Source organism: Psychrobacillus sp. Z16_25, from assembly GCF_056856695.1.
In genome coordinates this window covers 34,691-47,415 of record NZ_JBXEOV010000001.1, presented here as the reverse complement: position 1 = coordinate 47,415, position 12,725 = coordinate 34,691, and the positions used below count along the sequence as shown (strand labels likewise).

The window sequence follows — 12,725 nt, the reverse complement described above, 5'->3', positions numbered from 1 at the left end:
AATCACTTTTTATTTTGCGCTCCTGTAAATAATCCTGCAGACAAATGGCACGCTTCTCTTAATCTTTATTCAACAAAAAGGATAGTATTCCTTCTTAAACTAACCTGCCCATTTTCTAGAATAAGGAATTCAACAAAAAGAGCGTTAATCCCTTCTTGGATCAACGCCCTAGTTAGTTCAATATGAATCACTTTTCATAGCTGGTTTAATCAAAAAATAGCCAAAATTAATTTGTATTTAATTGAATATGAATTATTAAAAAAATCTTCTTATATTATATTAGGAATCTATGAATACGTCTATAACCTTGTCACAAATATCATGATGAGCGGTTCCGTCAAAGTTGAGTAAGACAACTACCCCCAAGTTAAGTTCAGGAACCATTGTCATCAGCGCCCTTACAGCCATTTGACCTCCCCCGTGCTCTATAACTTTAAATCCTCTATACATGTCAGTAAACCATGCAAGTCCGTAACTTCTGACTTCACTTCCAAATCGCCATTCCTCACTGACAAGATGAATAGGACTCTGCATTTCTTCGACTAAATCTGAACGTAAGATATTCTGCTCTTTATTTAAGTGAAACGCTAAATATTTCCCTAAGTCATTTGCCGATGAATACAAATAACCGATTGGAGCTGAAATTGAGTTTTTTGGAAAAGGTGTTTCTATTTTATTTTCGCCCATGTAATATCTTGCACTATTTAAATCCATTTCAACTTTATCTGAATCGCAAGTTGTCCGTTCCATATTTAAGGGAATAAGGATTTCATTTTTAAGATGGTTTTCCCAATTGGAGCCTGTCACTTTTTCGAATAAATCTGCCAGTATCACATATGAATCTGTACAATAATTCCATCCCTCTCCCACTGGATACTCCAATTCAACTTTTTGGAACCATTTTGTTACATCTTCTCTAGTTTGTATACTTCCAATCTCACTCTCTGTAAGATTGTAAAAGTCTAGGGCTTCTTGAAATTCAGTAGGTGTTTCAGAAAAAATTTCTTTTACATTCGGAGCTATCATATTTGCAATCCCTAAATTAGATGGAAAACCAGCTGTATGAGATAAGATATACCGTATCGTGATCGTATCACTTTGTTGTTTATTTTTAGTCCTCAAGTATGGTAGGTATTTAACAACAGTATCATCCAATGAAATCAGGTTCTTTTCAACAAGTTGCATAATCGATAGTGCCATAAAATTCTTTGAAATACTTTGGATGCTCATTAACGTATCACCGTCTATCGGTTGGTTTAAAGGGTAGAGCTGTGAGTATCCAAAACCTTTAGAATAGATGATATCAGAGTCTTTTACTATTGCGACGCTCACCCCCACTCCATCATGATCATTAAGAATTAAATTGATATAATCAGTTATCTGATTTAACTTTTCGTTTAACTGTTCCATGCTAACCTCCATTTATCTATTCTGACTAGTAAAACATTTCACATATATTTTAATCTATTAACAACGGTGTTCCTAATTAACTCATACAAGGTCTTTAGGGGAATGAGAAAAGTGAAATCACCAGAATCTTTGCTAAGGCAAGAGTACTTTCAGAAGTACATTTAAATGTAAAAAGAGCGACTTCCGAAAAGTTGTTACCCTATTTGAGTATCTGTCAGTAAAAACCTATTACTTCTGTCTCGGTCAACCATTTATCTATTCCTTTAATCGGAAAATAATATTTATCTCCAATTCTTATAACTGGGATGCTGCTTGTTGTAACACTACCATTTGTTTTTGGCATGAGTTTTAGCACTTCGTCTTCAGTAATGCCAAGATATTCACCTAATTCCGATTGTGTTAGTAGTTGCTTCTCAGGCATTAATTTATCTACTACTTCCTTTTGTTCTTCTTCATGTAATTTACTTGAAATCAACCAACCATTTAATACAATTGCTATTGCTAACAAAAAAATCGAACCTGCAATTAAGTTAGTTTTCAAGTTACTCACCTCCCCTTCACTGCTTTTCCCTTAATTTCACGGATATTGGAACTATATATTTTAAAATCATTTTTCTAAAGTCAGCCACATCTTCTTGACCATAGTCAAGCCTAGAAAGGCTAGCATATCCAAGTTCCATTTGTAGCCGAGTTCTTTTGCTATTTCAGTTCTTACTTGAATTAAAGAATCGGGGAAACGCTAAACAATTCGTTAAGCAGTCGTTATCCCCTTGTAGTCGTTAAACATTCTTTTATTTGTCATAATGAACGCCTCCTCAACAACTATTGGCTAAAAATTATATCCATTTATTTTTAGACTCTTTAATTATACTATTTTTATCCATTAAATTCCTTTTTTCAAAAATTTCATTCCTCGTTAATTCAATAAGAAAAAGGCTTTACTCCTTCCTGAAGTAAAGCCCCCGTTACTTGAATAACTTATACCAATATAGAGTGGTTTCTATATTAGGATTATAAGACTGTTTCAATGTGTCAGCTCCGCCTAGTACGAATCCTTGTTTCACATAGAATCTGCATGCCCCAAGATTATCATCTTGAGTTTCTAAAGACATTCCGATAAGTTTTCTTTGTTTTGCCCACTCTTCCGCTTTCGTTAAGAGCAACATTCCGATTCCATATTCTCTAAATTCTTTTTTTACTGCGATATTTTCAATATAACAGAAGCGATTCCAATCCTTTATTATTCTAATTTGCCCAATGCAATTATTATTTTGATAAGCTAAAAATAGAGCTTTATCTTCACGGTTTATATATTGGCTCCAATCAAGTTTATCCTCTGGGAAACATATTTCTTTCGTTTCTTCAAATAAATTCTCTTCATAAGACCATTTTCCTGATTGAAAACTTGGTACAACCTTACCAAACACTGTAAAATAATCGTTTGTTTTATTAATATCCTCTGTTAATTCATCCTGTAATGGAGAAATGATGATTTCTTCTGCAATATTCATTTTGACACCTTCCCATTCTGAAAAAGAAATTTACTCTGCCCTATGTCTATAATTCTATTAAGTTGGCAATAATCCTTTTCCTCAGGAGGTAAAAATTGTAACAACCAAAAGCATAGGCTTCTTCCTTTTGAAGCGGATAAATGAATAGAAGTATTCTCTACTAAGTGATAAGTGTACAATATCTTCTCTTGTTAGAAGTTTCGTAAATTTACCCCAAATATAAAGCAAGAACACTATTATTAAACAGAATTTTCACAATTGTAATTCACCAATATAATGCTAGGATTAAATAAACGGAGACAGAGTTGGAAAAATCTCAATTTAGGAGGCTGCATGATAACAATCCCCATACAGGCATTTGTATATTTACTGAATCCCGGGGTTTATTAATTATGTAAGGAAACAGTCAATGGTTATTTAGCTACTAAAATTCATACTTTAGGAGTGAAGAAAATGAAACAAAGGTACAAACTATTGTTGTTTTTACATGGTGTCCCTAAAGTCACGAAGAGAGGGATTGCCTTTGCGAATAATTAAAAATACACTAATTATTTTGCTGACTATAACGGTTTGTGTGTTAGCGTACTACAATTTTAATTATCAAAAGCAACTAAAAGAAAACGCAGTTGTGATGAATAAGACTTTAGATGAGAATTCTAACTTAGAGGCACAGCTAAATACTGCTCTCAGTGATTTAAAATTGGTCGATTCTAAAGCAAAGGACTTCCCAATCTATTCTTCTGATGAACTAGGACTAGCAGGTTACAGAGGGACAAAAGAAGATGCAATCAAAGAACTTATGAAGCATTCACATTTGATTCCTTATGAATCTATAGATGATTTAAGGGATATGGAATTTATAGAGGAAGAAGCACAAATACTTACACATCAATGGGCTTTTATGCCGTTTAGTGATGGATTGTCAGGTGGCTATCTCTTATTAAGGTTTAGAGTTGATTCAGATACTGGCTTTTATCCAAGTCATATTGAAGTTATCGATTCATACTTGTATGGTGAAGGTTTTAAACAGGGTGTGAATTTTTCGCCGTAATTACAAGTTTGTAATTCTCTATAAAGTGAAACTTTGATTGGTGGGGGGGTTCTTTCATCCCCCACCAATCATTAGTTGAACCAATCGGGCTTTTAGGGACAGTTGATCTCCCACTTAGCTGTCTCATTTCTTTTGCCTTCTTGAAGTGGGAGTCCTACTGTACCTTAATGCGGGATAAATAAAAAAAGGGACGCCATTTCATATAATGAATAGGCGTCCCCATTTATTTATTCTTCTACTTATGAAGGTATCTTCTTTACTGTTCTAAGACCACCGAACTTTATGACTATACCTTCATATTAAATGTAGCTAAAATTTTTTACTTTAGGATAACTATAAAGGACCCAATTCATAAAGAATCGGAACCTTAGACAAGTTTATTAGTTCCCCTTTTGAATCCTTACTCCTTTATAGTATTTTTTTAGATAGATAAGAGCCGATTTATATTGTCGAAATTCTTCGTAGTACGCAACCAATTCGTTTATTACAGAAGTATCCCCCTATATATACCGAAGAACTGCTAAATTACTTCCTTTGTATGATTTTTCTCTCTTTTATCATAAAAGGAAACTGCTAATAACATTAATGCAACCAATCCCGTCAAGGTTTCTACAATTCCAGCAGCAATAAATAACGTATTTGGTCCTGTGGTATCTAGGAACCATCCTCCTGCTGCCTGTGCTAATGGTACTGCTCCTTGAGCAACAATCATATTAATACTTGATACTCGCCCCATCATTTCTTCTGGAATGGTTTTCTGAAAAATACTTGGTCCAATAGTGCTTACTACTGCTGTTGCTATACCAATAAAGAAGATAGCTGCAATTGCTTGTAAGTAATTTGTCGTTAACCCCAAAAATAATAACCCTAATCCTTGGCAAGATATAGCTATCATATTGACCTTTGGGCTAGGATTTTTAATTATAATAAAAAAAGTTAACATGAAAGAAACGACTAATCCCCCGGCTCCAAGAGCTGACTTCATCAAACCAAATTCCTTCTCGTTTGCTTGTAATAATTCAGCTAAAAAAGGCAGTCCAACTTCTAACATCCTAAAACTCATATTTGCAAAAAGCATGGTAATAATTAAGGTAAGAACCAAACGATTTTGTAGTACATATTTTAAACCGAAAGTTAAATCCTCTATGATAGATCTTTTAAGTTCATTGCTTTCTTTTTCCCTAATAATCGGGTTTAATTTCAAAAAGTACAGAGTTAATGCTGATAGAATAAATGCAATCCCTGTAACAAACACACACATGATTCCCTTGTCTATGTGGTATAGAAATGCTCCCATTAAAGGTCCAAATAATGCTGTTATTTGCCATGTGCCTGACAATAAGCTATTAGATTGCACATACTGTTCTTTTGATACTACTCTCTGACGGATTGCAGTAACTGCCGGCCAATAAAATGCGTCTACGACTCCAAATATAAATCCTAAAGTAAAAATAGAAAACATGTTTATACTATTTGTTACCATTAAAATAAATATGCCAAGCATTACTATAGCCCGTGAGATATCTGAAATGAACATAATTTTTCTTCCGTCGAAACGGTCGACAACTACACCACCAAATAACATCAATATAATTCTTGGCACTCCAACTACTAATAAAAACATCCCCATCATAATTCCAGAGCCAGTTATCTCTTTAATCATCCAAGGAATAACAAAAAAGTATATAGCATCGCCTAAAGCTGAAAAAACGTAACTTAACCAATACATAAGAAAGTTTTTATTCTTGAATAGGCTTGCACTCTTATAATTTATAGATTCCCCCAATTTCACAAGTCCCCCTTACCACAATACCAATTATTATATACAAATTAAACTATATTCCTGCCTGAGCTAAACTGCCCGTTAGTTGAAGGACCTCATTTCACAATCTTTCATTTATTTTAGCATAGCCCCCTCATTTTACTTCCATATTTTTCTTTCTTATATCTAATTCAGTTATATCGTTATCGACTGTATAACACTTATTCTTCAATCTATATTCCTCTTAATAAATACTCCCACTAGCTTCTATTCTCATTTATCATCTAATCTTGATTTTATTTCCTCTAATAATTCGCACTGCCTCTCTTGTACTTCTAAAATCTTATCTGTTAAAGTTACTATTGTTTTCGTAATAGACCACAAAAATACACATAAAAATAGAATGATTACTAAGACCTCTATTTTAACCACCTTCCTTTTCATTCATTTTTTTCGTTCGAGTAAGGTTATCCTCTTGAAAAATAGATTCGGTTACATTAGGAAGGAAAAAATTCCATTGGTTCGGTACAGTGAATGTAGCCATTTCGCTTATAATAATTTATGGAGTCTTCACTTGGCCACACTATGACAAATTCATAGTTATTTTCTTTCACCCATTCATTTATAGCCCCTAGTAATTTACTTCCAATACCCTTACTTCTATATTCAGGTAGTGTATATACGTTTGTCATATAAGCAAAAGGATACGTTATCCTTCCTGGGCGAGGAACCTTCTGTATTAATTCTATGTAAATATGTGAAACAATTATCCCATCTTCCTCCGCAACCCAAATAAACCATTGCCCTCCTTTTAGAACGTTCTCTAAAAATGCTTCACATTCTTTTTCGAAGTCAGAAAATGATTCGTTTTTTTTACTTTCATCATGTTCAATCGTAAAATCCCATCTCATTTTTATTAATTGCTTTATGTCTTTTATCTCTGCTAATCTAATATTCATCATTTCTCTCCATTTCAATTGATCAATTACTGTTCTACTGTTTTCGACAGTATAGAGAAGTGAATTAACTGTACTTGATATCTCCTTGTTCAATAAGAAAACGTTCATCACTTTTTGCTTTGTATTAAATTTATTAAATAAAAAATGAGTGAAACTAAAAATGATAAAAGTATAATGATTGTTGCACCAACTATATAAACCGCTGTTTCGGCATAATCACCACCACCATTAAACACTCCAGCAAATAAATAAATTAACATTACACTAGCCATTAATGTTAAAAAAAATATACCGATATACTTGGACATTTACTACCCCCTATAATTCAAGTTTATTTCCTATTTTCTTTCATTATAATTCCAAATATATCTAAATGTAACAACATTTAATAGCGATATAAATAATATTCGGATAACCCAATTGAAATTAACGACTCTAGTTTTTGGTTATTTTTTCCTTCGTCCTTTACAGAATTCACATTTAACGAAGTTGCTTATGCAGCAAACCTGGAACCATTAGTTGAGCAAGTTTCACAAAAAGGGCATTAATCCCTTCACGGATTAACGCCCTTGTTTTCTTATTCGTTATGAAACTCTATTGAGACTGTAACAAAAGAGTACTTATGGGATCTTTATTTTAATTGGATCTAGCTTATATTCTTTCCATTCTGTTTTCCCATTACCGTTCACAATATCAAATTTTGCATAAGGGATAATTGTTAATTCAGTCACATCGTTTTCGAGCGGTTCAAATAATTGCTTACCGTACTTCGAGCTTATCGGTTGTAACGGATTGTTAGAAGAATCTACCACTTCAAATTCTAAGCCAACGTCTCTTGCATAATCGATTATAACGTCAGTTGATTTATTTTTTTCCTCATACATTGCATCATACGAGATGAGAAAACCAGGGGTACCCCATTTAATTTCTTTTATCTCATATGTAAAGTTCTCTAATTGTTGAGATTTTGCAATATCGATCTTATTTTCATATTGAGCTTTAGCGACTTCCTTCTTAAAGTCGAATAACTCTCCTTTTTTACCCTCAAAAGTTATGCCCAATTCAAGTGTATCTGGGTTAAAACTATAATAATTAATGTTTAAAATCCCTGACCAATTTGTTGGTGAACCTTTACTTAGTTTAACTCCAGCATTAGATGAGGGGGTTCCCCCTTTCCAATTGTGATGGATATCAAAATAATCAGAGTCAATTGGTTCCTCCGAATCAATTGAAAAGCTGGCTGTTGTTCTAGCGTCATCATAAAAGATTTCCCCAAGTGTAATTGTAATCCCGTTGATTGTTTTCGATTCCCCGGAATACTCAGTCATTCCTGCTTCAGAAACATTTTTTAAGCCAATATCGCCGAAGTTCTTATATATTTGACCAATTAGCGGTATAGAGGAAACGACCTGTGCCATTACAGGTGAAACAGATGCAGAGCCAATAAGAACTCCACCCGCCATCACTGCTGCTACGACACCAATGGCAACTTTACTCCGTATTTTTTTGTTTCTATTCAACATCTTTTCCGTACCGATTTTGGAAATGATTTGGTCTAATTTCTCATTCGGAACATGGATCGAATCAAATTCTTCCTTGAATGACGGAATTTTGTCTGTCATCTTTGTATACCCCCTTCAATCTTTCCTTAAGTACAGCAATTCCCCTACTGATATTCGTCTTCACTGTGCCTTCAGGGCAGTCCAAAATCATGGAAATCTGTTGAATTGTATAATCCTGATAATATCTTAGTAACAAGACGGTCTTATATTTCTCGTCAATTTCATTCAATGCATTCAGCAAATCCATTTGCTCATCTGTTTCTACAATTTGGCCGCCTGCCAGATTGTCTAATATTTCTTTGTTTATCAAAACGACTCGTTTTTTCTTTCGTAAAGTTGCAATTGCTGTATTAATTAGAATCCGGATTATCCATGTCGAAAAATACTGGTCCTGTTTTAATTTTTTTATTGATTTAAAGGCTTGATAAACGGTTTCCTGGAAAACCTCCAAAGCCTCGTCTTCATTTTTCATATAAATATAAGCCATCTTATATAATTTTTCTTTCTCCAAATGAATCAATTCCTGAAAAGCAATTGAATCCCCCTTTTTTGCTTTGGTTATTAGTTTCAGCTTCTCCTCCACTGCTATTTCCCCTCCTTTGCTATCTGTTAGATAAACGAACAGCACAATTCGTTTCAACTTTTATAAAAAAATGCCCCTGTTGTTACAGGAGCATCTTCTGGTAAAATTGTAATCTGTCATTATCTTTTTAAGTTAAACTGATATATTTTATATAAGGATTGAGCTATTCTACCACAATATAAATAGTTAAAAATAAATTTTGTTAAACCCTGCAAGTTATTGTCATCTTTTTTTATGAGATGTGTTGCTACATGTTCTAATTTATTATTTAATGATAAGAATTCTTCCGGATTATTAATGCCATATTTCACTTCTGCGTTCATCTGTTTTACAGGATTTTTGATTTTAGAATATCTAACTCCTCTTTTAGAATACGCATCAAATAACAAATGAACCTCGTCAAATCTATTCTCTATGTGTGAAATTAATTCTTTTATTTCATCTTCTGATAGATACATTGTCAATCCTTCCATAATGATTAATACATTTTTCGGATTTTGAATTTGATCTATCCAGCTATAATCTAAGACGGAACTTCCAATCATTTTATGTTTAGAGTCTATATCATAAAAATTTTTCCTTATATCAATTACACTTTCAAAATCGATATCATACCAAACATCAAATCCTTGATTAACTCGTAAACACCTAGAATCAAGTCCACAGCCAAGATGAAGAATCGTAGTATTAGGATGTTCCAATATATATTTATTACATAACTCATCTAGTATTAATGCCCTAACACTCATATACATAGATAACCATTTTGATTGCTTTAATGAATTAAAGTCGTAATCTATTTTAGCTATTATTTCTTCTGCTTTTGAATCATGTAAAAATATATTTTCTTTACTCATCACAGCTTTCCCTAATAAGGGAATAAATAGTGTTTTACTTTCATTATTTAATTCCATGTTTGACCTCTACAAATTACTTTTTGTCCTCCTATTATACTAAAAATTGATTAATCTGAATCAAAAAAGTCAAATTGGTAACTTATTTAATCTTCATCCGCCTAATAGTATGAGGTGAGGGAGAAATGAAAAAGAAAATTTTGCTGATTATAATTGGATTAATAACGGTATTAGCTGCTTGTTCAGAAGAAAAGGTCATGAGAGATAAGGAATATCAAAGTGATGGGGATAATATTGATTCAATTTATACAGATGGAGATGTTTCTATTTCTATCTCCATTAGTCAAGAGAGATACAAACAGGGTGAGACACCGGTTGTTATTATTAGAAATGATGGGAAAACACCGGTGGATTATACAGGATCTGGAACTATCTTAGAATACTTACAAGATAATGTTTGGAGTGCGGTAGATAGTGATGCAGTAGAACTTGATGAATTAAATGTATTAGAAGCCGGCAAAAAAATAGAGCAGAACTTTTCGCCGTCCACTTTACTGCAGAAAGGCGTTTATAGGATTACCTTTCAATTCAACACTATTAAGAATGATGAGAGAATTAGTAAAAGAATAGCTGTCTCGTTTTATGTGGATTCTCCATGATATTCATAAACCCTTTTGATAGGTGATCCATGTAGGACATGGAGGGAACGGAAAAGTGTTTAAGACTTCCATAGCATATTCATCAGTAGTGTCAAACTCGCCCACAATAAATTGATACCGATGCTTATTTGCATAATTTACTTCCTTGAGAACCAGTTGAAGAACCAGCCGCTTATGTGTCGTATCAATAGCACCACACCAACCCAATTCTAATGAATCAGCTTTGTCCGATTCATGGAGGAAAGAATATGCGATTACACTCTTTTCATCCTTGTCTAAGTAAACATAACTGCCATCATAAATTACATCATCTGCGAGGATTAGTTCTCTCCACTTTTCTAAACTAACATTTTGCACTGGATTTACTAAATGTGTTTCTTCATAATTCCTTTTTACAAGTTTAATTAATTCTTCCATTAACATCTGATTAGAGTTAACTTCTTTTAAGGTTCTGATAATATAATTGTCTTCAATATGGTGGTTATATTCAGGAAAATTAGATACATCTAGTGTAGGTGAATAAGTTCTTCTAATTTCTGTGAATCCATTGTCTAAGTACAGACCTATCAAGTTATTAGATGTTTCCCATGTTGAAGTTTGTAAGGGGAAATCTACTATTTTCAGTTCTTTAACCTTTGCTAGCAATTGTTTTTCAATATTTAACGAGCGGTAAAAAGGATTACTTACAATGCGAAAATAAGTGCAATAAGGATGAAAACTACTCTTCCAAGCAAATACAATACAAACTAATTGGTCTTCTAAGAAGGCAGTGTATGCAAATTTCAACTGAGCTGTGTTTACAAGACCGAAGAAAAAATTAGACTCAGGGCTTAAGTGTAGTAATTGCTTTAATTGATCTTTCTCTCTGGCTTCATAATTTTTAACTGTAATTTTCATACTTCAATCCCCTAAAATTTTTCTATCATAGCGTTTAAATGTTAGCTATCTGTCCAATATCCTTGTTTGTCTAATGAATATATTATCTATTGACTCTATAACTATATTCTTTCGTCATTTCATCAAGATAATTTCCTTCACTTCAACTTCCCTGCTACGTTTACTTTGTCCAATAACCTTAGGCTTTTTAAGTACGACGCTTACCATATCTCCTTCAGAAAAATCCTTCATACTTAGCTTTTTTCCGTCTTCGTCCTTGAATATAGTTTTCTCAGATATTTCAACGGAACAAAGATATTCTTTATCAGTTACATCATTTACATTCTGCATTACTTGTTCCGAACAACCTACTAAAAAACGTTCTTCAATAAGAGTTACCCTTCCATTTATCGAAGAGGTTTCCTTACAACCTGTAAGAAAGACGATTGCAATCACTATTAGGAAAAGCCTCGTTTTCATTTCCATACCTACCTTCTGGATGAAATCTAGTATTCTATAGAAGCGTAACTCTTTATTCAGATTGTATGGAAGTTATTAACCTTCCAACTCAAACTATCTGCGAATTCATTTATTTGCTCCATTTTAGCTTTTAGACATAAAGCAGGGCCACTTCCTGTTGCCCTCGAGTGATTTATTTCACCTGCATCTAGTACAAAAATTAATGTATACAGAAATTCGCGTCCCCATTCTTTTTCAGGAACTAGAAAACCATATGTAGGAGAGTAATAAGTGCCGAATTCAGGAATATGATAAATACACAAACCAGGATCTTTATGCTCCAGCATACTTAGATGGGTATTATCTAGACGCTTTAGATCACTCAGCATCTCCAGAAAATCTTCTTTTAAACAATATATTTTTCCTGAATGAACTTTTGGAAAACTGTGACCAGAACGGAAAGATATATTGAACCCCACACTCATTTCATTAACTGATTCTATCGTTAGTTCAACTTCACAACTATTTGAACAGTCTTTTAACGTAACCACCTATACTCCTCATTTCCCTATTTATAAGAAGGCTCACCCCTCAATAATACTGGCTAATGCTTCTCCTATTTCTTTTTCAAACGGGATTTCCCCTGAATTTATACCATGTACATAAAAAATAAGTATATTTCTATTCTCAAATGTTCCATAAGACACCAAATTCATATCTGCTGTCTTTTCACGAAAGTCACTTTTCCCCTTCTTTAGGTCATCTTCTGTTTCAAATTCATATATATAGAAAGGTTTTCCACTTAACTCATATTCACTCGGCTTCACACGATTTAGTTTCGTTCCGAAGGGTTTCCCTCTTGGAATGTTCGCTTCCAACAACTCCACTTGATAATCTTGCAAGACCCCCACCACTTCTTCTTTTGTAATATGAGCACTACTATAAGTTTGACAGGAAACCAAGAACACCAGGAAAAATAAGCCGAAAATTTTCTTCAGAACATTCATCCTCCTCTCGATAGATACTATTAAAAATACGG

Annotated in this window: 15 protein-coding genes; 2 read left to right on the top strand and 13 right to left on the bottom strand. The window is 33.4% G+C overall.

What is annotated here, in order from left to right:
* Window positions 1-279: 279 nt before the first annotated feature.
* The 3 genes from AC1VU3_RS00240 to AC1VU3_RS00230 all read right to left on the bottom strand — a co-directional run bounded on the left by AC1VU3_RS00240 (window position 280) and on the right by AC1VU3_RS00230 (window position 2,921).
* A complete protein-coding gene (locus AC1VU3_RS00240) occupies window positions 280-1,410 on the bottom strand; it encodes a serine hydrolase domain-containing protein (RefSeq protein WP_482982413.1) in 1,131 nt (376 codons plus the stop codon).
* A gap of 214 nt (window positions 1,411-1,624) precedes the next feature.
* Window positions 1,625-1,951, bottom strand: coding sequence for a hypothetical protein (locus AC1VU3_RS00235; protein ID WP_482982412.1), 327 nt, complete (start codon window positions 1,949-1,951; stop codon window positions 1,625-1,627).
* A 424-nt stretch (window positions 1,952-2,375) separates the two neighbouring features.
* The gene (locus tag AC1VU3_RS00230) at window positions 2,376-2,921 is read right to left on the bottom strand and encodes a GNAT family N-acetyltransferase (protein ID WP_482982411.1); all 546 of its coding nucleotides are present in this window, start codon (window positions 2,919-2,921) and stop codon (window positions 2,376-2,378) included.
* Between the two features lie 523 nt (window positions 2,922-3,444).
* Here AC1VU3_RS00230 and AC1VU3_RS00225 point away from each other — a divergent pair.
* A complete protein-coding gene (locus tag AC1VU3_RS00225; RefSeq protein WP_482982410.1) occupies window positions 3,445-3,972 on the top strand; it encodes a hypothetical protein in 528 nt (175 codons plus the stop codon).
* A gap of 520 nt (window positions 3,973-4,492) precedes the next feature.
* Here the strand turns inward: AC1VU3_RS00225 and AC1VU3_RS00220 are convergent.
* The 6 genes from AC1VU3_RS00220 to AC1VU3_RS00195 all read right to left on the bottom strand — a co-directional run bounded on the left by AC1VU3_RS00220 (window position 4,493) and on the right by AC1VU3_RS00195 (window position 9,752).
* Window positions 4,493-5,758, bottom strand: a complete 1,266-nt coding sequence (locus AC1VU3_RS00220; RefSeq protein ID WP_482982409.1) for an MFS transporter — start codon at window positions 5,756-5,758, stop codon at window positions 4,493-4,495.
* Window positions 5,759-6,231: 473 nt separating this feature from the next.
* Complete coding sequence (locus AC1VU3_RS00215) at window positions 6,232-6,693, bottom strand: GNAT family N-acetyltransferase (protein WP_482982408.1); 462 nt, start codon at window positions 6,691-6,693, stop codon at window positions 6,232-6,234.
* Between the two features lie 107 nt (window positions 6,694-6,800).
* A complete protein-coding gene (locus AC1VU3_RS00210) occupies window positions 6,801-7,001 on the bottom strand; it encodes a hypothetical protein (protein ID WP_482982407.1) in 201 nt (66 codons plus the stop codon).
* Between the two features lie 312 nt (window positions 7,002-7,313).
* Entirely contained in the window at window positions 7,314-8,315 is a 1,002-nt protein-coding gene (locus AC1VU3_RS00205; protein WP_482982406.1) for a DUF4179 domain-containing protein, read from the bottom strand.
* Complete coding sequence (locus tag AC1VU3_RS00200) at window positions 8,278-8,838, bottom strand: sigma-70 family RNA polymerase sigma factor (protein ID WP_482982405.1); 561 nt, start codon at window positions 8,836-8,838, stop codon at window positions 8,278-8,280. Before AC1VU3_RS00200 ends, AC1VU3_RS00205 begins: the two co-directional genes overlap by 38 nt.
* Before the next feature lie 119 nt (window positions 8,839-8,957).
* Complete coding sequence (locus AC1VU3_RS00195) at window positions 8,958-9,752, bottom strand: class I SAM-dependent methyltransferase (protein ID WP_482982404.1); 795 nt, start codon at window positions 9,750-9,752, stop codon at window positions 8,958-8,960.
* 125 nt (window positions 9,753-9,877) lie between these two features.
* On the opposite strand from AC1VU3_RS00195, the gene AC1VU3_RS00190 reads away from it, so the two are divergent.
* The gene (locus tag AC1VU3_RS00190) at window positions 9,878-10,351 is read left to right on the top strand and encodes an immunoglobulin-like domain-containing protein (protein ID WP_482982403.1); all 474 of its coding nucleotides are present in this window, start codon (window positions 9,878-9,880) and stop codon (window positions 10,349-10,351) included.
* A gap of 3 nt (window positions 10,352-10,354) precedes the next feature.
* Here AC1VU3_RS00190 and AC1VU3_RS00185 read toward each other — a convergent pair whose 3' ends face one another.
* The 4 genes from AC1VU3_RS00185 to AC1VU3_RS00170 all read right to left on the bottom strand — a co-directional run bounded on the left by AC1VU3_RS00185 (window position 10,355) and on the right by AC1VU3_RS00170 (window position 12,693).
* Window positions 10,355-11,248 (bottom strand): hypothetical protein, encoded by an 894-nt coding sequence (locus AC1VU3_RS00185; RefSeq protein WP_482982402.1) that lies wholly within the window; start codon window positions 11,246-11,248, stop codon window positions 10,355-10,357.
* Between the two features lie 114 nt (window positions 11,249-11,362).
* A complete protein-coding gene (locus AC1VU3_RS00180; protein ID WP_482982401.1) occupies window positions 11,363-11,707 on the bottom strand; it encodes a hypothetical protein in 345 nt (114 codons plus the stop codon).
* A gap of 56 nt (window positions 11,708-11,763) precedes the next feature.
* A complete protein-coding gene (locus tag AC1VU3_RS00175; protein WP_482982400.1) occupies window positions 11,764-12,237 on the bottom strand; it encodes a hypothetical protein in 474 nt (157 codons plus the stop codon).
* 33 nt (window positions 12,238-12,270) lie between these two features.
* On the bottom strand, window positions 12,271-12,693 hold the full coding sequence (locus tag AC1VU3_RS00170; protein WP_482982399.1) for a hypothetical protein: 423 nt from the start codon (window positions 12,691-12,693) through the stop codon (window positions 12,271-12,273).
* Between the last annotated feature and the right edge of the window lie 32 nt (window positions 12,694-12,725).

What these genes read in the sequence shown, in the direction of transcription:
- AC1VU3_RS00240 (WP_482982413.1), bottom strand. Translation starts at nt 1,410, where the DNA reads ATGGAACAGTTAAACGAAAAGTTAAATCAGATAACTGATTATATCAAT.
- AC1VU3_RS00230 (WP_482982411.1), bottom strand. Translation starts at nt 2,921, where the DNA reads ATGAATATTGCAGAAGAAATCATCATTTCTCCATTACAGGATGAATTA.
- AC1VU3_RS00215 (WP_482982408.1), bottom strand. Translation starts at nt 6,693, where the DNA reads ATGAATATTAGATTAGCAGAGATAAAAGACATAAAGCAATTAATAAAA.
- AC1VU3_RS00210 (WP_482982407.1), bottom strand. Translation starts at nt 7,001, where the DNA reads ATGTCCAAGTATATCGGTATATTTTTTTTAACATTAATGGCTAGTGTA.
- AC1VU3_RS00205 (WP_482982406.1), bottom strand. Translation starts at nt 8,315, where the DNA reads ATGACAGACAAAATTCCGTCATTCAAGGAAGAATTTGATTCGATCCAT.
- AC1VU3_RS00195 (WP_482982404.1), bottom strand. Translation starts at nt 9,752, where the DNA reads ATGGAATTAAATAATGAAAGTAAAACACTATTTATTCCCTTATTAGGG.
- AC1VU3_RS00190 (WP_482982403.1), top strand. Translation starts at nt 9,878, where the DNA reads ATGAAAAAGAAAATTTTGCTGATTATAATTGGATTAATAACGGTATTA.
- AC1VU3_RS00185 (WP_482982402.1), bottom strand. Translation starts at nt 11,248, where the DNA reads ATGAAAATTACAGTTAAAAATTATGAAGCCAGAGAGAAAGATCAATTA.
- AC1VU3_RS00180 (WP_482982401.1), bottom strand. Translation starts at nt 11,707, where the DNA reads ATGAAAACGAGGCTTTTCCTAATAGTGATTGCAATCGTCTTTCTTACA.
- AC1VU3_RS00170 (WP_482982399.1), bottom strand. Translation starts at nt 12,693, where the DNA reads ATGAATGTTCTGAAGAAAATTTTCGGCTTATTTTTCCTGGTGTTCTTG.